The following is an 18,615-nucleotide window of genomic DNA, read 5'->3' as shown; positions in this document are numbered from 1 at the left end:
CGGCGGTGGATGATCCATTCTGAACCGTACCCGCCTACAGAGGTTAATTTCCGGCGTCAACTCAGTGAAGAGAGAGAGAGAGAGAAAACGTTCTACCGGCCCTGCTCCGCAATGCGTCCCGATCCTGGCAGCCTCGAGTTGGTTAACAGGGCGATTCGCCTCCAAGCGCGGATCTCATCCGATGAAGGGCTGGACGGTCGCAATTTCAATCATCTACGCTGGATTTTCGCAACGTGGTCCGGTAGTGCTTCGCCCGCACTGCATCTCCGGGCTTGCGAAAAGCCCGCGTCGCCAATTGCCGGCGGACTGTTTCCGGGAGAATTTCTGCTTCCGATCGAACGTTTCCACGAAGTTCTTATGTCAGACGACCAGCGTTGCTGGCCGTCGCTCTGCGAGGGTAAATTGAATATCGACGTCATCTTAGCGACACGCGGCAGACCGGCAGACGTTCAAGTTCTTCTAGACCATCTTCGACTTCAAGAACGCGCGCCCGATAACGTCATGCTTGTGGGCGCTGAACCCAAGGATTTGCCCGGTGCTGCCGCCGTACCCAACGATCCTGGCGTGCACCGACTGGTTTCTCCTCGGCCGGGACTGACGTCGCAGAGAAACCACGGCGTGCAGACGGCCAAGAGGATAAGCACTCCCGAGGCCTGGCTTGCGAAGATCATTGTCTTCTTCGACGATGACTTCAGGCCCGCAACCGATTGGCTGCAGAAATGCGAAGCGCTGTTTGCGGCAAGTCCACAGGTCCTCGCCGTTACGGGAGCGGTGATCATGGACGGGGCAAGAGGGAGCATCGCAATCACCGAAGAGCAGGCTTCGGATGCGCTGTCGCTGCCTCGGGCGAGCGATCAGATCGGACACAGCAAGTGGAAGGAAGGCCTGTACGGATGCAATATGGCCTTCAGGGCGACCGTCTTCGACCAATGTGCATTCGACGAGAAGCTTCCGCTCTATGGCTGGCTGGAGGATACGGATTTTTCCGGACAGATCAGGAAATTCTCGGACATCTATCGAGCTTCAAACTTGATCGGTGTGCATCTCGGGTCGAAGTCTGGACGGGTCAGTGGCTACAAATATGGCTACTCGCAGCTCGCTAATCCGGTCTACCTTGCGCGCAAAGGAACAATTACCCTCGGGAAATGCGCATATTTTTGGACGCGAGCGCTCGCGTCCAACGCGCTTCGTTCGCTTCGCGAGCACCCGATGATCGATTATCGAGGCAGGCTTGCCGGAAACATGGCTGCAGTGACGGATTTGATTGCCGGATCAATTCAACCAACCAACATCTTGTCTTTCCACCGCTAGAAACGCATTGCGCGCGACGCACATCACGCCCTGGACACGAGTACGAAGACCATGATTGACGAAAACCTCATTTACGATCTCGGCGCCCATAAGGGTGAAGACACCGGGTTCTATCTCAAAAAGGGATTCAAGGTCGTTGCCATCGAAGCTGTACCAGAATTCTGTACCGCACTTGGCCAGCAGTTTTCCCAGCAGGTTGCCACAGGGCAACTGAAGATCCTCAACCTGGCCGTCGCCAAGACGCCGGGGAATATCGACTTCTACGTCAACACCGAGCACTCGGTCTGGGGAACGGCAAATCTCGAGTGGGTCAAGCGAAACCAGATGCTGGGCGCAACGAGCGTGCAAAAGATAACGGTTAAAGCCGAGCGGCTGGCCGATATCATGCGCGACCACGGCATTCCCAGATATTGCAAAATCGATATCGAAGGGAACGATCTCGACGCATTGTCATCACTCGAGAACATTTCCGCCCCCCCGCGATTTGTGTCGATCGAGTCCGAGAAGAAGAATTGGAGTGATCTCGTGAGGGAGTTCGAACTGCTCAGGAACTTGGGTTATTCCAAATACAAGATCGTGGATCAGAGCCTCGTCTCCCTGCAGGAGCCGCCTCAGCCGGCGACCGAAGGCTGTTACCAGCCGCACAAATTCGAACAAGGCAGCAGTGGGCTGTTCGGCAACGAATTGCCCGGGCGGTGGATGGACATGTTCGAAGCGCTCGAGGTCTACAAGGGGATCTTCCGCGGCTATGCGCTGGCGGGAGACGCAGGCATCTTCCAGGGGCGAAAGAGCGTATTCCGCATGCTCGGCGGGATTCAGGCCGCGCTGGTGCGCGCGGCCGGGCGAAAGGATTACCGCTTCCCGGACTTTCCTCCAGCGGGTTGGTACGACACGCACGCAGCGCGATAGCGCATCGGGTGCAGATCAGATCGGGAAGCACCAGCCCACTTGCCGAGGCCGATCGCTCCTTGCCTGAACTAAAGAGGGCAATCGATCGAGTAGATCCTAAGATCCACATTCAGGCGGCTGTTCCGGGTCTGCGCCCGGAAGGCATAGAATGCCCCGAGGCTATCGCTCCCGGGATCGAGTTTTATTCCGGGGGTTAGTTCGTCGGGGGGGACCATAAGGCCGATGTGCCGGTTGAGGGCGGAGATCTCGATCCGCCCCTCGCCGTCCGCAAAGTGCCCGCCAAGCTGGGTCACGGTGACCTTCGGCAGGCCGCGGCGCTGATGGCAGACATCCTCCTCCCAGAGCTTGGTCTGTTGCACCAGCGGTTTGCCGGCGGCAGCGGGAACGACGATATCAGGAAAAGACGGGCGCAGCATGCCGAAGAACTTGCTCTCCTTGGAGTTCGCCGAAAGACGAACGGTCAAGGACAGCTCGCCCTTGGCTCCCCTCAGGCGCGACAGGATCGGAGCATCAGGCTCGGCAGAGACCACCACGTCGATCCGATGGCGGACGCCCAGCTCCGCGGCAGCGCCGAGAGCCTTTCCGATCGGTGCAAGCCCGAAGGCGAGAGGAACGAGCGCCAGAAGACGCCAGAATGTTCGAAACCGCATGAAGCCCCTTGCAACACTGCGGGGTGGACCGATGACCGGCACGCCTTGTTCGTCGGCGCCTTGATCCAAATCCCGAACTCGTAGCCCCTGCAGAGCCGCTTCGATTGCTAAACGAAAATGGCACCGGGACAAAGGCCCGGTGCCATCGGTTTTGGTCGATCAAGTTGGCGTCTTACGGCGCCAGCTTGATGTTGTTGCGGAAGATCAGGGCATCGTTGGAGAGGTTAACGGCATCGCTGCCGGTCGCCATGACCACACGCAGGTAGTTCAGGAACTTGGCGACTTCGACGTTGCGCGAGTTCGAGACGTAGATGATGTCCTGGTTCTTCATCATGACCTTGGTGGCGAGGAAGAAGCCGCCCGGATCGCGGAAGTTCACGTTGAAGATGACCGGGACCGTCTCTGACGTGTACTTGCTCACGTCGATGCCGAGCTGGGCAGCGACCTCGCGCGGCTCGCGGCGATAGAGATACACCGCAGCCGGATCGGCCTGGCCATCCAATAGACCGCCGGCCTTGCCGACCGCTTCGCCGAGGTTGATGCGCCAGGCATCGAAGTTGAACTCGCCGCTCTGTCCGCTGCCGCCGAACGCCATGAACTTCTGCTGCTCGCGGTAGACGTAGATGCTGTCGTCGGGACGAACATAGACGTTGTTCTCGGGCGCCATCACGAGATTTTCGAACGGCACGGTGGCTCGCTTGCCGCCACGCTCCAGCATGACCCAGGTCTCGAAGCCCTGGCCCTTGATGCCGCCGGCGCGGGTGATCGCGTCGAGCACTTTGTCCTTTGCACCCGCAGCGCTCGCGGGATAACGCGCCGGCGAATTGACTTCGCCGAGCACGCTGATGAGCTGGGTACGCTGCGAGGACATCGCAACGACCGCCTGCGGCTCGATGGCGCGGTTGCCGATCTTCTCGATGATCGAGCGCTGGATCTGGACCGCTGTAAGGCCTGCGGCTTTGATCTGGCCGGCATAGGGAACGGTGATGAAGCCGTCATTGTCGACCGCCTGATCCGGGATGGTCACGAAGTTACCCGGACGGACGCCGGCTTCCGCCGGGATGAACAGACCGCCTGCCGCGGCTTCGAAGATGGTAACGCTGACCACGTCGCCGATGCCGAACACGATGCTGGCGGGCGGACGGCGATCGGTGAACACGCCGGCGAGCCCCTTGGGCTCATGGGTGTGCAGGATGTTCACCGTAGCCGGATTGAGCGGCACCAGCTCGTAGGCCGGCGCGTTCTCAGTCTGGATCTTGTTGTTGACGTCGTCCGTCAGTGGACCCGAGCCGGGATTGGTCGAACAGGCCCCGAGCGCCAAAGCGACCGCCAGAAACGCAGGCTTCAAGATATAGGTCTTGGCAATAGCTGACATGAATCGCGCCCGATAGTCCCAATTCACGTAAGTTGGTACGGCCTAGGGGGTGGGGCGACAAGCGTTCCGGGAGGTTAACGGAGCGATCCGTCGGCTACTGTTGCTTACAAGCCACTCTTGGGGGCTTGGTTTAACCCTTTGTGACCATTTGTTGTATTTCCTGTGCCCGGCGGGCGGGCAAATGCGCAACTTGAGGCCTCAGCATGTCGGGCGGCGCGTCGCCGCCTTTGCTAGAGCTGGTCCATTCAGGATAGGACTCCCCCGTGCCCGGCCTCCTTCTGATCCCGCTGTTGGCAGGTTCCCTCCTCGGCGCCGCTAGTCGGCCGTGGAGCCCTGCCGCCAGCTGCCCTAGCAGCGCAGAATCCTCGTGTCGCGAAGCGCCGCGTGTCGCGGTCGCCCAACCGGCCCCCTCCTCCGTCTGGAAATTCACCCGGACCCCGGGGGCCAAGGACGGCGAAAGCTTCGCGGCCATCACGAAGACCGCGGACACCACCCAATCCGACCCCGATTTTGCCGGCCTGATCGTCCGCTGTTCGCCAGAGGGCAAGATTGACGTGCTGGTGGCCTTGATCCGGCCCTTTCCGCCACGGAGCCATCCCAAGGTCACCATCGCCGCAAGCGGGGGCGGCAGCTTGACCTTTGATTCCAGCATGGCGGCCGCAGGCGCCGCGGTGCTGCTGCCGGACGAAGTCTCGGCCTTTGCCGCCGGCAGGTGGCAGACAACGGCCTCGCTGTCGGTGGTGGTCAGGGAAAGCGACAGCGAGATCAAGGGCCTGGTCGCCCTGAGCGGGCTGCGGGAGGCCTATCATTCGCTGCTGGCAAATTGCGGACAATAGGCCAAATTTAGCCATACGACTTAAGGGTCCTTTTAGGGAGGGGAACCTAGCGTCCGGAGCACGGAGAGGTGTTTCGGATGACCGCGCTTTTGATTTTCAGCTTTCTCGTCGGTGCCGTGCTGGGACAGCGCTTTCGCGTCCTGGTGCTCCTGCCGTTGATCTTCGTGATGTTGCTCGCCGCCGTCCCGGTCGGCCTGATGGTCGATCTCTCGGTGGTCGAGAGCCTGAAAGGCATGGTGTTCGCAGCCATTGCCTTGCAGAGCGGCTATCTCTTCGGGTCAGGGGCCCGCTTTGGCCTTGCTGCCGCGCGTGCCGGGCGCGTATTCGCCCGCCCGGTCAAGTCTGTGCGCTGATGACGCCGGGCTGCTGCCACCAGCCCCCTCGTGGGGCTGCGCGAAAGCCAGGCTGGTTGCCTGCGAGGTCCTCTGCTTGAAAACCCGCCGTTCGCTTGTATGGTGACCAGATCGTTTCAGGATTCCCTTCGAGCGCCGTTTGTCCTTCGCTTATTTTGCCCTCATCGTTTCCATCGTTTCCGCTTCCGCTCTCGAAATCGCCGGGGTCAAGTTCGGGGCACAGCTCTCGACGATGGCCGCAGCACTGAGCTTGCTGGCGGCCGCCTCGAGCACGCGCAAGGCCGGCTACGATCACTATGTTCGAGCGACCGCGTGGGGCCGGTGGATCCAGACCGCCATTCCGCTGTGTATCGCCGCCCAACTCGTCCCTCTTCCACTCAACTGGGCGCATCCGATCTGGACGAGCGCTCACGACGTCCTCGGCGGTCTGCCGCTCGGGCCGATCACAGCCGATATCGGCTTGACCGTGAACGCGCTGCTGCTGGCGCTTGCGGCGATCTCGTTGCTCGGCGTCACCATCCTAGTCGTGCGCAACCGCAGCCATGCCCAGCTGATCCTCCTTGTGCTGAGCGGCGTAGCCGCGGTCTCAGCCTTGATTCTCGACTTACATCGGATATTGCCGGCGCTTGCTGCAGACGTTCCCCATGACCTCACGACGACCTTGGCGGGCCTTGGCCTCATGCTCAATCTGGCCGTCATGCAGCTCGCCGCTGAACGGGCCGAAACGCATCATTCGGTGCTTTGCTCGGTCGGGATCGGCCTTTGCGGCCTGGTCGGAGCTTTGGTCAGCGCCGCCGCGATCTTAGGGTTTTCCGGAACGAACAGCGCAATCGCGGCGGCTTTTGGCGTTGTGCTGATGCTGCTGATCCTCGTCATCCGCAGATTGGACCTGTCACCATTGGCCGCGTGCGCATTGTCCGTGGCAGCTCTGATCGGCGCGGCGATCGTGCTCACCTTCCTCTTCGAGAAGAGCTCCGGACCGTTCCTGATGCGGCTCGTCCCGGAAACGGGAGCCGAGACCAAGGCGGCCCTCGAGCGCATGTTGGCCGACACGCGATGGTTCGGCGCTGGTGCCGGGACCTTTGCTGCGGTGGGCAGGATCTATCAGAGCGATGCTGGAGCTGTCTTGACCGCGCCCTCGGCGGCCATGGCCGTCTTTGCGGGGATGGGATGGATTGGCTTGGCTGCCATGATAGCCGTGAGCCTGATCGCTTTGGTCCGCCTGTTCTTCGGCGCTCTGCAGCGTGGACGCGACTCGTTCTTTCCCGCGGCAGCCGCGGCCTGCCTTCTCTTTGCGCTGGTTCAGAGCTTCGCAGGGCCAGGACTGCTGCGGCCCGCAGCAATCCTGTGTCTTTCAGTGATCGTGGGATTGGGGCTGTCGCAGAGCATCAGCCAATCCTCATCGCGATAGAGCCCGGGTCATCCATCAGACCGAGCGGTCGCCGAGCGAGGCCCAGTAGTTCGGATTCTTGGGCGATTGAATGCGGACCCAGCGATAGGGCTTCTTCGACCAGGGCATGATGTGGCCGGAGAGATTGTCCAGCACGAGATCGCCTGAGAAGGTCCGCACCACGACCACGAGATGATGCTCGCCCCAGGAGGTCACGACTTCGCTGAGCAGCACCGAACGCGCCGGGAAGCCCTTGGCGATCAGATCGTGGCGCTTTGTCACGGCGTAGTCGTTGCAGTCGCCGCTCGCGGGATGCAGTAGCCACTTTTCGCCGCGCAGCCCTTCCAAGTTGGGTTCGGGACGGATCGCGCTGTTGACCCGCTGGTTGACCTCTTGCATCTGCGCCAGGCGTTGGGCCGTGAGCTTCAGGCGTCCGCCACGGAAGACGATCTGCTGCGGCCGCGGTCTGCACTCGTCCTTGTACTTCAGGCAAAACAGCGTGAACGCCATCGGCGCCAGCGTCGGCTGGTCGAACTTGATGTACTGGATGGCGCCGCGCAGCCCCAAGGGCGCCCCCACGAAAGCGGCTTCTGCGCGCTGCTGCACCCCTGCAGCAACGACGATGGCGGCCACGGCCGCAAGGAACTTAACAACTTTGCGCATGTCGCGCTCCCCGTTCTTGTTGGGGAGACGCTACGCGAGACGTCTTGAAATACGGCTCAAAGGCCGCGCGATCCTTTAATCAAAATGCGGGCGAGTTGGTCGGAAACAATTAAGAATACCGATGCGGGACTTGTTCTGCTAAGAGCGGACACGACGTTCCGCTCGTGACGCTGGAAGCGATTCGACCGACCTGATGGGCCTTTCCTCACGCTTTCGAAAGAAGACCAAGCCTCGGCTTCCCGACGGCGTTCGCGTCTATGCCATCGGCGACGTGCACGGGCGCGCCGATCTGCTTCAATCGCTGTTAACCGTCATCGACGTCGATCTGGCCCGCTCGGCCCCCGAACGGGCCATCCAGGTCTTTCTCGGCGACTATGTCGACCGCGGCCCGGACTCGCGCGCCGTTCTCGATCTGTTGATCGAACGCTCGAAAACACACGAGACGGTTTGTCTGAAGGGCAACCACGAGATCTTCCTGCTCGAGGTCCTCAAGGACCCCGCCCGCCTGCAGGAGTGGCGCCACTATGGCGGCCTGCTGACGCTGGTCTCCTACGGCATCACGCCGACCATGAATCCGTCCGCGGAGCAACAGGTCGAGCTGATCGAAGGACTGAAGCGCGCGCTTCCGCCCGAGCACCTCGCCTTTCTCCAGCAATTGCCCTCGTCCTTTAGCTGCGGCGACTTCTTCTTCGTCCATGCCGGCGTCAAGCCGGGCGTCCCGCTCGAGCGCCAGAAGGATGAGGACCTGCTCTGGATCCGCGAGGAATTCCTCGCGTCCGAGGAGCGCTTTGGCAAATATATCGTCCACGGTCACACGCCGGTCAGCGTGCCCGATATTCGCCCGAACCGCATCAACATCGACACTGGCGCCTATGCGACCGGAAACTTGACGCTGCTGACGATCCAAGGCGATAGTCTGATGGCAATCTAAGGGCCCTTGCCGAACGTCGATCCCGCCTTCGCTTTCGCCCTCACAGGCCTCGTCGATTTCACCATGAACCGCATGTTCCTGCTTCGCGCCATCGGCATCTGCACCGCGATCGTGCTGGCGCTTCATGCCGGCATGGCGTTCTACGGCGATCTCATCCGACCGAACTTTCGCGCGAGCGATTTGTTCTCGGGCGAGAGACCGCCTGAAAAGGCCAAACTGGCGGCCGGCGGCGTCTTGGCGTCGTTTTCGCTGGATGGCGAGCTGCTGGCGAACTACGCGGCAGCGCGGGCCGCCGATGTGCTGCACCGTCCTTCGGCCGATGCGCCCGGCGGAGCCAGCGAGAACACGGCGGCGCAAGCCGCCATCGCCTCTGCCTTGAAGGTCTCGCCGATCAGACCGGCACTTTGGCTCACGCTCGGCACGCTGCAGGCCCAGGCCGGCGAAACGGCAACGCCCGCCGTGAAGATGTCCTATCTGACCGGATCGGTGCCGATCGACGTCGCCTTCTCGCGCGTCCGGACCGTGACCTCGAGCGCGGCAGCATCGGACGAGGAGATCAAGCTGCTGGCGCAATCCGATATCCGGTCGGCGCTGGCCAATCGCTCCCGTTACGAGCCGCTGCTGATCGCGGCATATGTGGAGGCAACGCCGCAAGGCAAGTCGCTGCTGCTCGAGGCCACGAAGATCACCGATCCCAAATTCAACGAGATCCTGCGGCGGTACTGAGCTTCAGCGCACCGATTTCGGGTTGACCGGCACGAAGTCCTGATCGCGACGCGGCTGATCGGATCGCCCCTGGTAGACGAACATGCCCTTCTTGGTCGTGACGATGTCGCCCCGCTGCAGGCTGTCGTCGCGGAGAAGGCGTTCGGTCGCGACGAGGTCCGGATCCTCGGGAATCGGCTTGTAGAGCTCGGGATGCTCCCGCCGCTCGCGCGAGGCGTCCTTGGCCCGGCGCCGCGCGTCCTCGATCCGCCGCCGCCATTCGTCGCGCGACACCTCCGGCTCGCTTGGCGGAAGATAGTCGCGGAGCGAAGGCTCGGGTTCGCTCTGAGCGAGACAAGAGGACGGATTGGCGAAACCGAGACCGAGCGCACCGGCAATGGTCACGATGGCTCCAGCCCGCGACCCCAGCCGCCATCCGCCATCCCTCAAATGGTCACGTCGAGCGGCTCGCACGCTGATAACTCCAAGGACACATCACGGAGCGACGATCGGCCGGAAACGCAGGTCGCAGCTTTCAGTCTATATCTTTGCCAATCGCAAGGAAGCGAATTCGCGGGCAAGATTCTCTCTTTGGCTTGAGGATTTGATCTGTGGTTCGCATCATTGCTTTGCTGATTTCGATCATCTGCTTCGGCTCGGCAAAAGCCGGCCAGATCGAATATCCGCAAGTCATCCATACTCAATACGAGGCAGTCGATCAGAAGACCGGCGGTCACTTCGTGCTGTGGTCCGAGCGGGAAAAGATCTTTTACGGGCTCGACCAGCAGCTCTTCCCTGGAGCTCGTTCGGTCAACATCACCCAGGTGACCCCGAGCGATCGGCTCGATCACGCTGACCTATGTCGAGATCCGGACGGCCGGCAGCAGCACCTCGGATTACCTTTATCTGGCCGGGAATGTCCGCTTTCGCGTCAACGGAATGACGCTCAGGTCCAGCAACTTTCCAGCGGCGGCGGGATGATACCCAGCGGGCCATGATCAAACACCTGCATCGCGAACCTCAGGGGCAACCCTCAAGAATCGAAAAACAATCCCATGCACAGTAGGCAACCCCAACAAAATCAATGACTTACGGCTTTCCAAATTTCAACCTGCTGCGTCGAGCAAGTCTTAACGGCCTAGTTCCGAGTCGGCCCACGGATGATCGGTGAACCTGAGTTCCACGTCGGACGATCGGCTACGGACGACGAGCGTTCTAAGACCTCGTTAGATCATTGTTGCTATCGTCCGGCAATCTGGAGCTGCCGCGCATGCTTGCAAGACCATTATTGCTGTTGGGTGCTGCCCTCGCGGCTTTCGCTGCCTCTGCCCTCGCGGCGCATGCCAGCCCGCTCTGCATCAAGGAGCGGACGCCGTTCGCTCTGTCGCACGACACGGTGAAATGGACGATGTCGATCGCGCCCGGCGCAGAGTGCATCCAGGGGCTGCGGTGGTCCTACATGCAGATTTTCAACGTCTCGGTCGTGAGCGGCCCGTCACGAGGACAATTGGCCGTGGTCGGCTCCGGCTTCCGCTATTCGTCCGAGAACCAGACGCGCAGCGTCGACAAGTTCACGCTGCTGATCTCGGGCAAGAACCGGCATGATGCAGGGACGTCGACCCTGGAGGTCGAGGTCAACCCGCAATAGCTGAAGCGAAGCGCCGATTGCGCGCTAGCGGCGGCTCGACCCGCTGCCGCGGGTTCTGTTCCCGTAATAGGGTCGGGCGCGTCCGCCGCCGGTCGTCACGGGCGGCTCGATCCGGCTCGGGATGTTGCGCGTCGCATTGGGTGGCGCAGGCTGCGACGGATTGACAATGGTCACGTTGCGGTTGGGCGTCGAAGGGTCGTTGACGCCCTGGGCCCAGGCGGCGGCGGGCACGAGCAACGCAAATGCGATCAGAACTGGTCGTTTCATGCGATATCTCCCGAGCATGAACGTCAGGGAGGCGATCACCGTTCCTTCACGGTTCGTTGGGTGAAGCTTAGCGGGGGACGGCAACCAGCTTGCCATTTCGCCATACGCCCTGCGCCGACTTTCCTGCGGGCAGGCTGCCTGAGAGGTTCCGAACGGCGGTGGGCCGCGAGGCCGTCTGATTGGTCTGCGCCTTCTTGGTCGGCGTCGTGATGATGCTGGAGCTCGTGGTGTTGGCCCGATCCTTGACCCCCTGCGCAACGGCAGGCGAAGTCAGGAAGGTCAAAACCGAGAGGACTGTCAGAGCGCCGCGCATGGTCGAACACCAGAGAAGAGAAGCTCCGCGGAATGTCACAGGTTTTCCCCTAAAAGCAAGCATCTTCGAAAGACACGAGCTGCCTCGCCGCCAGACCAGGAAAGCAGCTTCGGTCGCGAGGTCTCAAGCGGAAAAACCTAGCGAAATGGCCTTATCCGGGCTACTTGATCGGCCTTGATGACCGACTCCGGTGAAACTGCGGCCAACGCCCCCTCGACGCAACAGATCAAAGCCGGGTTTATCCGTCTCCTGTCGAGCCGAATTCGCGCCGTATCCGACGATCCCCAGCAGATGCGGGAGATCGTCTATGAGCTGGCGCGCGTCAAGCTCATGGAGCAATTCACGCACGCGGACGAACGGGAATCGCGCGAGCTTCAGCAAGTCCTCGAACGCGCCATCAAGGCGGTCGAACGTTCCTTCGCGCGTACCGCCGCGCCGGAGCCACCAAAGGCCGCCGCAGCAATCGCCGCTTCGCCGCCTCCGCCGGTCGAAAGTCCCACTCCCCCGCCCATTCCGTCGTCACCGGTTTCGGCTGCACAGCCGCCTGCAAAAGATGCGGGAGCATCGCGCCGTCCCGTGGCCCCGCCGCAATCGCTCGATCAGCCCAAACGGAGCGGTACCTTCACCTTTCTGGTTCGACTGGCCGTCATTCTCTCGCTGATTGCCAGCGCCGGCGCCGCAGTGACCTTTTGGCCGCGCGTGAAGACACAAATGGCCGCCCTGTCACAATTGGCGCAACCATCCGAGCGAGTGCCGACCAACCCCGAGCCACGGCCGGCCGCCACGGCGCCCCCGTTGGAGACCGGGACAGTTGAACGGTTGCCCCACAGCGCAAAGGAGCCGGCGCCAGCCGCGCAGCAACCCTCGATGCCGTTGCCGACGACCTTCGGCGTTTACGCACTGAACGAGGGGCAGCTTCAGGAGCTGAAGCCGGTCCCCGGAAAGATTCCGGACCGCCGCGTCGCAATCTCGGCAGCCATCAACACGCCGAGCGCAGCGACCCTGACAAGCGGAGATGTCAGATTCGTCGTGTTCAGACCCGACGGAAGCATAGATGCAAGCGTGACCGAAGTGCGCGTCGTCGCCAAGGTGTCGCGGTCAATGGGCGTTGATGCCTCCGGCAAGGCGGCCATGGTCAGCGCGGGCGATTCCTGGGTCATTCGCAGCATGTCCTACCCGTACAAGGTCGGGCCGGTCGAGGATCAGCCAAGGATGCTGCTGCTGCAGCCGGAGCAGGACGGCTTCACGCTGTCGCCCGGCCGCTACGTCGTTGTCGTCAAAGGCATGGGCTACGATTTCACCGTGGCCGGGACGATCACCGATCCGAACCAATGCGTCGAACGCATCAACGCAGCAAACGGCGCGTTCTATTCTCCCTGCCCGCCCCCGCGCTAGATCGACGGCCGACGGCTACTTGCTGGGCTTGCTGTCCTTGGACGCCTCCGCCGGAGCGTCGTCGACCTTGCCGTTGTTCGCGACGCATTTTTGGAGATATTCGCGCTTATCCTTGGCCGTTCCCTTGGCGCTCCCGGCCGCGGGGTTGCCGATCTGCCTGGGCGGAAAGGCCTTGGCCACCGCCGCGTCGCATGCACGCGCCACTTCGACGGTGATGGCGGACGCCGTCGCCGGCGCAGCCAGTGTCAACACGCATGCCAATCCAACCAATCTTCGCATCTTCCTGACCGGCACGTCGTTGCTCCTTCAAACATGAACGCTTGCCGAAACCATAGCAAAAAGGATCGAGGGGCCAAACGGCAAAGCGGCGCCGAATTGTCGCGTGGTCCGCCTATGCGCGGCAGGGCAATCGCATATGACTTTTGAGTGCGGGCTGAGCGCACGCCTCGTCCTTCGAGACGGCGCTTACGCGCCTTCTCAGGATGAGGCTAAGCGGCATTTGTGTGCTTGTTGAAATTGACGCAACGCACCCGGTCCTCATCCTGAGGACTCGCCAATTGCGGGCGTCCCGAAGCAGGCAGAGCGCGGACCAAGATCCCCAATATCAGCTGTTGAGCTGGGGCGGCTTGAAATCCGGAAAACGCGTCAGCATTGCGGTCTTGACGAACTTCAAGTGGGCAATGCTGCTCGCCAGTTCCTTGAGCCGGCGCTGGCCGTTGGAGATGTCGGCCGCGAAGAGATCCTGGTGATGATTGTCGAGCGCCTCCCGCTCGAGATACTCGTCGGTGCCGTTTCCGAAGGTGACGGATGCACGTGCAAGCGCGTCATCGACACGCCGGTTAAGCCCGGCCTGCTCCCTCTCCGCTTCCTGCAATGCCGTTTCGATCGCCGCCAGGACCGTACCGATCCGGGCACGGTCGGTCTCCGCATCGCGCTCGACGGAGCGGGCCTTGAAACCCTTGTCCTCGCGGCGGGAGCCGAGAAGACTGTGTGCACGCGCTCTCAGGAACAGCTGAAACATTTGGGCCATCCCAACATTCGAGATCTAAGCCGCTACCATCGGTCAGGCATAGTTAACAACGCCTAAATCCTGCGTCCGCCCCGACTGGCTTTGGACGATCCAGACTCGCCAGGCTTCTTCGTGCCTGGAATAGAGCTCGAGCCACCGAACGTCGTCAACCGCGGCCGCTCCCCTGCCTGCGCGGGTTTCGGCGACGATTTGCACCGTCTCCTTCGGTGCAAGATTCAGCGCCTCGAATTCCGCCATCTCTTCCAGCGAAAGACCGATCAGAACACGATGCCCCTGTGCAAGGCCGGCGACAAGCTAACCCAACCGCACATGGATATCTCGACTTCGCCGCGACCGCCATTCGGCTGGGGCTGTACGCGCGCAGTCCTGCGACTAGGACGGCCGCTGGGTTCGACCGGCTTCCATCGATGCGGGGTATAGGGTGCATAAAGACGATATCGTGCCGATCGCTTCCGCGAGCGCCACGCCCGCGCACCATAGCCGCAGTAGAAGCCCGCTGAGAAAATCGAAATCAAAACCAGGCAGCTAACATTTGAATGTTCCGACGTCTGCCGGAACGCTCCTCCCGCGCTCAGTTCATCTTTTCGCTCGACTTCAAGAGCGGTGCCGCCGAAAGTTCCGTCAGACGAAGATGAAGTTCGTGCAACGTGGTGCTTTAAGATTGGTCGGCACGCGAGGGCACAGAGCGCGTGGAAGATGCTCCAGTTCTTTTTAGCCGAACGCAACAGGCCGACACCATGAATCCTCGTTCATTTGGCGCTTCAACGTTGACCGCGCGGCCGAGAACGGCCGTCAGGGTGCGCGCACGGATTCGCCGACGAAACACCGTGGTTATACGGAGCGTCGCGCGGCGATTTCATCGCGGTAAGGTTGAGGAGTTAGCTTAATCCGCGTTGTTTGTTGCGAAGTCTCACCGATCGCATATCCATCCTCACACCGGGCTCCCCCAAGCCCGGCCCTACCCAAGCAAAGCCGTCGAGCGAACATGGGTCGCTTGGCGGCTTTGTCGTTGTGTCGACAAGAGGATCATTTCGGTTATGGCGCGCAAGCCCTGGTCGTTCAAAGAAGACCGCCGACTCATGGAGCTGGCCAAGTCTTCGGCTTCGTTGGAAGAGGCGGCGAAAGTTCTCGGACGCTCGCCTGATGCGATCAAGCGCATGGCATTGCGGCTTGGTCTTTCGCTGAAGCCGAAGACGGGAAAGAAGGGCTAGTCCTGGAACAGTTCGTCGCGGAGGGCAGCTATGTCCGCCATCGCGGCAACACTTCATCCCGAACCCTGTGCAGCTCTTCGCATAGTAGGACGGAACCAAAGAAACCCTTGGATGCTATACAGACTGCGCAGTGAGGTCTGGCAATGGTCCATTTTGCCATTTCCGCAATGTTGATTTGGCTGGCGATCAACATTGCTATCGTGGTGCTCCGGCTGCGGGCCACCCGCGAGCCCGCCGCGCCCCGCACCGAAAGATCCAGGACACCTATTCCAGAGGCCGTCTCGGCCGGCCCCCGGTGAACGCGGCCAAGCGTCCTGCCTTCAGTCCGCCCGGCCGTTCAGACCTAGTTGCGCGTCTTCTTCTGGGACCCCATCCCGGGGCTCGTTCCGTAGTTGGGTGTCCCCGTCCTCTTGAAAGCTCCACCCATGCTGCCCGAACCGGAATTCGTCGCCGTGCCGCTGCGGGTGGTGGGCTGACTGCCCGCTGGCTGGTCTTTGGTCCCCTGCGCAAAGGCCGCGGAGCCTCCGACGACCAACGACAGGAGAGGCACGGCGTCATTCGCCACCAGCAGGCGCACCAGCTGAGCGAGCTGACCGAGGTCGTTCTGCGCCGATCCGAATTTGCGGTCGATTTGCCGCGGCCAGCCTGGACGAGCTCGCCAAGCGCGATCTTGCCAGCTGCGCGCCGGCAGCGCTGCAAGCCATCCGGCTCCACGTCTACCAACGCTCGGCGATCAAGGACGTCCGTCTCGCCAACCCGGACGGATCGGTGATCTGTTCTGCCTATTCCGAGACGCTCGAGTTCGACAAGGGCTGGGCGGATCGTCGCGACATGCTGCCCTCGCACGACAGGAAGCTCTCGCTATTCCGTGTGGAGCAGTTCGGCGGCGACGCATTGGGCGTGCTCAGGGACGTCAATCGCAACTCCGCGCTGGTCGCCAGCGTCGGCGTCAACGCGGGCCTGTTCGATCTCATGCCCGCCGAGCTGCGCGCGCACAGCGAAGTGATCCTCGCCTTGAGCAATGGCGAGAAGCTCTGCGAATTCCGGCTCGATGCCGACAGGCCCCTGGTCGAACCAATGAGCTTCGACAGGCATTCCACGCGCCTCCCGCTGCACGCCACGATCCGGCTCGAGCACGCGGTGCTTTCGAGCTGGAACAGCGAGGCGTATTGGCCAGCACTCGCAGTCGCCCTGGCACTTGGTGCAATGTTCGGCATCCTGCTGGCACGCAGCCGCCGGATGGAAGGGCCGGTCGCCGATCTCGATCGCGGCCTCGCAGCCGGCGAATTCAAGCCATACTATCAACCCATCTTCGACCTCGGGACGGGCCGGATCACGGGCTGCGAGGTTCTGGCGCGCTGGGTTCGTCGGGACGGCTCGGTGGTGCCGCCGATGAACTTCATTCCGCTGGCCGAATCCAGCGGGCGCATCCAGGTGATGACCTGGCAGATCCTGAAATCGGCGCTCGCCGACCTTGAGGGCGTGCTGAAGGCGGACAAGACCTTCAAGATGTCCGTGAATGTCGTGCCCAAGCACCTGCTGAGTGCCGGCTTCGTCGAGACGCTGCGTCGCACGGTTCTGGCGGCTCGTGTGTCGGCACGCCAGATCGTGGTCGAGGTCACCGAACGCGACGAGCTCGACGATCTCGCGCACGCCGCGGCCGTCGTTGCCGAGCTGCGTGACCGCGGCTTCCGCGTCGCGATCGACGACGTCGGCGTTGGCCATAGCGGGTTATCACGGCTGAAGGGGCTCGGCGCCAACACGATCAAGATCGACAAGTTCTTCGTCGACACCATCACCGTCGATGCATCGACCACGACGATCGTCGAAATGTTGGTCGCGCTCGCCAAGGACTTCCGGATGACGGTCGTTGCCGAAGGCATCGAGACGGAGGAGCAGCGGCGCGCCCTGATCGCGTCCGGCGTCGAAGAAGGACAGGGCTATCTCGCCGCCGCACCGCTGCCGTTTGCGAAATTCAGCGAGCTGGTCGATTCACGCCGCCACTCCGCATCCGCAGCGCTGGCCGGCGACGTGCTGGTGGCCTGACCGCCTTCGCTGGACGGCTTTCCGGCCGGCGATGGCGCCTGGTTCCTGGCAGTCCGATCCCGCGGAAGAACGGCGAGGCGTTTTTAACGATGTTCTCGTCTTTCGAAGCGGAATGGCCCTCAAACGGCTACGGTGGGCCATGCGTCGAAATCACCTCATCGCAGCCGCGGGAATCTGCCTCGCCCTCATCGCCTATGCCACCTTGGCAAGGCTGGCGGGAAGGCCCGCGCTAATGGGACATAGCGAGGCCTACTGGATCGTCGTCATCGAGCGATTCAGCGCCTACGGCCTGTTGGGCTTCCTGCTGGCCTTCCTGTTGCCCGGCCGACTCGCTCTGGCCTGCTCGCTGGTCGTGGCCGTCGCAATGGGGCTCGAAGTTCTGCAAGCGCTGACCCCCGATCGTGATCCGGGCTTCCTGGACGTGCTGCAAAAGGCGGCGGGAGGAACATTCGGCGTCATCCTCGCCCAGACGATCCTCGCCTTCTTGCCTCGGCCGCCAGCCTGAGACTCACGGCGCTGACAACTTCTTCAGCGCCTCCGGCGACCTCCCCCTACTTCATCATCTGCCCGCGCAATTCGCCGACCGGGTTTGCGGCCGTATGGCTCTATGGCCTGTTACGGTTGAAACCCCGGCCCCCGGCTTGAAAGCCGGAGGCTGGACTATGCCTGATCCGAAAAGACAGCGGAGATCGACGGGCGCCGCGCGGCGGCGAGCCCGGCCATATAAGGCGCAGCGCTCAGGCTGCCCCGCGCTCGCGGAACCCAGTCGGTGTCAGGAGTTCGGCCATTTGCCTGTGCGTGCTCTGGAGCGCGGCGATGGCGCCATCGAGATCGACATCCGCATCACGGACGGACGCAAAGAACCTGGCCGTCAGCGGCTGATCGAGCTTGACGCGCGTTGCGCCGTCGCGGCTCTTGCGGCGATCGAGCGACGAATGAACCGCCCTCTCCCTGGCTTCCAATGCGCTGCATCCGCAGAGCGCACCGAGTTCGTCGTATGTCATCCAGATCTGAGGCATGTCTCGTCCGTCCTTTATTGCAGCCTCATCATAACGTTCCGCACCTGAATGCACCGTTGCCGCGACGCGGTCGCAGCGCGCTTCGCTGCGGTAGCGTCAACGCAAGACTAAGATGCGGGAGGCCTGGAAGGCGCAGGAAACTGGCGCGGCCGCGAACGGCTGTCGAGGCCCTTGGGCAATTTGTCATTGAGCTTCACGACGGCGCATCGAGCCTCCGTCGCCGGCGCTTCTTCCTGGCTGTAGATCAGCGTCACCTCGAACATTACGTCGGGCGCTTGACTCGCGGTTCCGGAGCAGGTCGCCATCGCACCGCTGCACACGCCCGAGAGGCTGACTTCGACCTCGTCCAGCCCGAACACGGTCGGCGGCCCCTCCGCATAGCGCCGCGTGGTCAGGACGGCGGTGAAGCGCTGGTCGTCGTCGAACTGATAGGAGCCGCCATAGGTGAAGAAGCTGTCGCTGCCCGAAATCCGTCCGTCCGCAAGATGCACGATACCTGTGCCCTGGCCGCGCGAGGTCCTGAACCAGGCCGCGTATTTGCCGTCTCGCATCATGGAAACACC

Annotated in this window: 24 protein-coding genes and 1 pseudogene; 14 read left to right on the top strand and 11 right to left on the bottom strand. The window is 62.2% G+C overall.

Going from position 1 to position 18,615, the window contains the following annotated elements:
- Positions 1-9 precede the first annotated feature (9 nt).
- Together IVB24_RS12070 and IVB24_RS12065 are read left to right on the top strand one after the other, a co-directional pair.
- Entirely contained in the window at positions 10-1,311 is a 1,302-nt protein-coding gene (locus IVB24_RS12070; RefSeq protein WP_247772983.1) for a glycosyltransferase, read from the top strand.
- Positions 1,312-1,362: 51 nt separating this feature from the next.
- Positions 1,363-2,220 (top strand): FkbM family methyltransferase, encoded by an 858-nt coding sequence (locus IVB24_RS12065; RefSeq protein ID WP_247772982.1) that lies wholly within the window; start codon positions 1,363-1,365, stop codon positions 2,218-2,220.
- Positions 2,221-2,288: 68 nt separating this feature from the next.
- On the opposite strand, the gene IVB24_RS12060 is transcribed toward IVB24_RS12065, so the two are convergent.
- Complete coding sequence (locus IVB24_RS12060; protein ID WP_247772981.1) at positions 2,289-2,912, bottom strand: hypothetical protein; 624 nt, start codon at positions 2,910-2,912, stop codon at positions 2,289-2,291.
- 130 nt (positions 2,913-3,042) lie between these two features.
- Positions 3,043-4,245: a polysaccharide biosynthesis/export family protein gene (locus IVB24_RS12055; RefSeq protein WP_247772980.1), complete on the bottom strand. Its 1,203-nt coding sequence runs from the start codon at positions 4,243-4,245 to the stop codon at positions 3,043-3,045.
- A gap of 263 nt (positions 4,246-4,508) precedes the next feature.
- Here IVB24_RS12055 and IVB24_RS12050 point away from each other — a divergent pair, with 263 nt between their 5' ends.
- The 3 genes from IVB24_RS12050 to IVB24_RS12040 all read left to right on the top strand — a co-directional run bounded on the left by IVB24_RS12050 (position 4,509) and on the right by IVB24_RS12040 (position 6,845).
- Complete coding sequence (locus tag IVB24_RS12050; protein ID WP_247772979.1) at positions 4,509-5,081, top strand: hypothetical protein; 573 nt, start codon at positions 4,509-4,511, stop codon at positions 5,079-5,081.
- Positions 5,082-5,158: 77 nt separating this feature from the next.
- A complete protein-coding gene (locus tag IVB24_RS12045; protein ID WP_247772978.1) occupies positions 5,159-5,434 on the top strand; it encodes a hypothetical protein in 276 nt (91 codons plus the stop codon).
- A gap of 139 nt (positions 5,435-5,573) precedes the next feature.
- Complete coding sequence (locus IVB24_RS12040; protein ID WP_247772977.1) at positions 5,574-6,845, top strand: hypothetical protein; 1,272 nt, start codon at positions 5,574-5,576, stop codon at positions 6,843-6,845.
- A 15-nt stretch (positions 6,846-6,860) separates the two neighbouring features.
- On the opposite strand, the gene IVB24_RS12035 is transcribed toward IVB24_RS12040, so the two are convergent.
- On the bottom strand, positions 6,861-7,487 hold the full coding sequence (locus IVB24_RS12035; protein ID WP_247772976.1) for a transglutaminase-like cysteine peptidase: 627 nt from the start codon (positions 7,485-7,487) through the stop codon (positions 6,861-6,863).
- 193 nt (positions 7,488-7,680) lie between these two features.
- Between IVB24_RS12035 and IVB24_RS12030 the strand changes: the two genes are divergently transcribed.
- Together IVB24_RS12030 and IVB24_RS12025 are read left to right on the top strand one after the other, a co-directional pair.
- Positions 7,681-8,418 (top strand): metallophosphoesterase family protein, encoded by a 738-nt coding sequence (locus IVB24_RS12030; RefSeq protein ID WP_247772975.1) that lies wholly within the window; start codon positions 7,681-7,683, stop codon positions 8,416-8,418.
- 6 nt (positions 8,419-8,424) lie between these two features.
- On the top strand, positions 8,425-9,144 hold the full coding sequence (locus IVB24_RS12025; RefSeq protein ID WP_247772974.1) for a hypothetical protein: 720 nt from the start codon (positions 8,425-8,427) through the stop codon (positions 9,142-9,144).
- A gap of 3 nt (positions 9,145-9,147) precedes the next feature.
- Here the strand turns inward: IVB24_RS12025 and IVB24_RS12020 are convergent, their stop codons facing one another.
- Complete coding sequence (locus IVB24_RS12020; protein WP_247772973.1) at positions 9,148-9,528, bottom strand: hypothetical protein; 381 nt, start codon at positions 9,526-9,528, stop codon at positions 9,148-9,150.
- A 206-nt stretch (positions 9,529-9,734) separates the two neighbouring features.
- Here IVB24_RS12020 and IVB24_RS12015 point away from each other — a divergent pair, with 206 nt between their 5' ends.
- Both IVB24_RS12015 and IVB24_RS12010 read left to right on the top strand, forming a co-directional pair.
- Positions 9,735-10,121: a hypothetical protein gene (locus IVB24_RS12015; protein WP_247772972.1), complete on the top strand. Its 387-nt coding sequence runs from the start codon at positions 9,735-9,737 to the stop codon at positions 10,119-10,121.
- A 272-nt stretch (positions 10,122-10,393) separates the two neighbouring features.
- On the top strand, positions 10,394-10,771 hold the full coding sequence (locus IVB24_RS12010; protein ID WP_247772971.1) for a hypothetical protein: 378 nt from the start codon (positions 10,394-10,396) through the stop codon (positions 10,769-10,771).
- Between the two features lie 24 nt (positions 10,772-10,795).
- On the opposite strand, the gene IVB24_RS12005 is transcribed toward IVB24_RS12010, so the two are convergent.
- Together IVB24_RS12005 and IVB24_RS12000 are read right to left on the bottom strand one after the other, a co-directional pair.
- Positions 10,796-11,038, bottom strand: coding sequence for a hypothetical protein (locus tag IVB24_RS12005; protein WP_247772970.1), 243 nt, complete (start codon positions 11,036-11,038; stop codon positions 10,796-10,798).
- 67 nt (positions 11,039-11,105) lie between these two features.
- Positions 11,106-11,351, bottom strand: coding sequence for a hypothetical protein (locus tag IVB24_RS12000; RefSeq protein ID WP_247772969.1), 246 nt, complete (start codon positions 11,349-11,351; stop codon positions 11,106-11,108).
- Positions 11,352-11,528: 177 nt separating this feature from the next.
- Here IVB24_RS12000 and IVB24_RS11995 point away from each other — a divergent pair, with 177 nt between their 5' ends.
- Positions 11,529-12,746, top strand: coding sequence for a hypothetical protein (locus tag IVB24_RS11995; protein WP_247772968.1), 1,218 nt, complete (start codon positions 11,529-11,531; stop codon positions 12,744-12,746).
- 15 nt (positions 12,747-12,761) lie between these two features.
- Here the strand turns inward: IVB24_RS11995 and IVB24_RS11990 are convergent, their stop codons facing one another.
- The 3 genes from IVB24_RS11990 to IVB24_RS11980 form a co-directional block, all read right to left on the bottom strand.
- Positions 12,762-13,040, bottom strand: a complete 279-nt coding sequence (locus IVB24_RS11990; RefSeq protein ID WP_247772967.1) for a hypothetical protein — start codon at positions 13,038-13,040, stop codon at positions 12,762-12,764.
- Positions 13,041-13,350: 310 nt separating this feature from the next.
- Complete coding sequence (locus IVB24_RS11985; RefSeq protein WP_247772966.1) at positions 13,351-13,767, bottom strand: hypothetical protein; 417 nt, start codon at positions 13,765-13,767, stop codon at positions 13,351-13,353.
- Positions 13,768-13,809: 42 nt separating this feature from the next.
- A complete protein-coding gene (locus IVB24_RS11980) occupies positions 13,810-14,013 on the bottom strand; it encodes a hypothetical protein (protein ID WP_247772965.1) in 204 nt (67 codons plus the stop codon).
- Positions 14,014-14,813: 800 nt separating this feature from the next.
- Here IVB24_RS11980 and IVB24_RS11975 point away from each other — a divergent pair.
- The 4 genes and pseudogenes from IVB24_RS11975 (at position 14,814) to IVB24_RS11965 (ending at position 17,538) form a co-directional block, all read left to right on the top strand.
- A complete protein-coding gene (locus tag IVB24_RS11975; RefSeq protein WP_162832246.1) occupies positions 14,814-14,987 on the top strand; it encodes a hypothetical protein in 174 nt (57 codons plus the stop codon).
- A gap of 483 nt (positions 14,988-15,470) precedes the next feature.
- Positions 15,471-15,737, top strand: a pseudogene (locus IVB24_RS40190) (hypothetical protein); the annotation flags it as partial.
- 18 nt (positions 15,738-15,755) lie between these two features.
- The gene (locus IVB24_RS11970; RefSeq protein ID WP_346771369.1) at positions 15,756-17,033 is read left to right on the top strand and encodes an EAL domain-containing protein; all 1,278 of its coding nucleotides are present in this window, start codon (positions 15,756-15,758) and stop codon (positions 17,031-17,033) included.
- Positions 17,034-17,172: 139 nt separating this feature from the next.
- The gene (locus IVB24_RS11965; protein WP_247774076.1) at positions 17,173-17,538 is read left to right on the top strand and encodes a VanZ family protein; all 366 of its coding nucleotides are present in this window, start codon (positions 17,173-17,175) and stop codon (positions 17,536-17,538) included.
- A gap of 232 nt (positions 17,539-17,770) precedes the next feature.
- On the opposite strand, the gene IVB24_RS11960 is transcribed toward IVB24_RS11965, so the two are convergent.
- Both IVB24_RS11960 and IVB24_RS11955 read right to left on the bottom strand, forming a co-directional pair.
- Complete coding sequence (locus tag IVB24_RS11960) at positions 17,771-18,052, bottom strand: hypothetical protein (RefSeq protein WP_247772964.1); 282 nt, start codon at positions 18,050-18,052, stop codon at positions 17,771-17,773.
- 107 nt (positions 18,053-18,159) lie between these two features.
- Positions 18,160-18,606, bottom strand: a complete 447-nt coding sequence (locus IVB24_RS11955; protein WP_166466901.1) for a hypothetical protein — start codon at positions 18,604-18,606, stop codon at positions 18,160-18,162.
- Positions 18,607-18,615: the final 9 nt, after the last annotated feature.

Origin of the sequence: Bradyrhizobium sp. 192, from assembly GCF_023100965.1 — a bacterium.
Classification (GTDB): Bacteria; Pseudomonadota; Alphaproteobacteria; order Rhizobiales; family Xanthobacteraceae; genus Bradyrhizobium; species Bradyrhizobium symbiodeficiens.
This window is presented reverse-complemented; position numbering and strand designations above follow the sequence as displayed.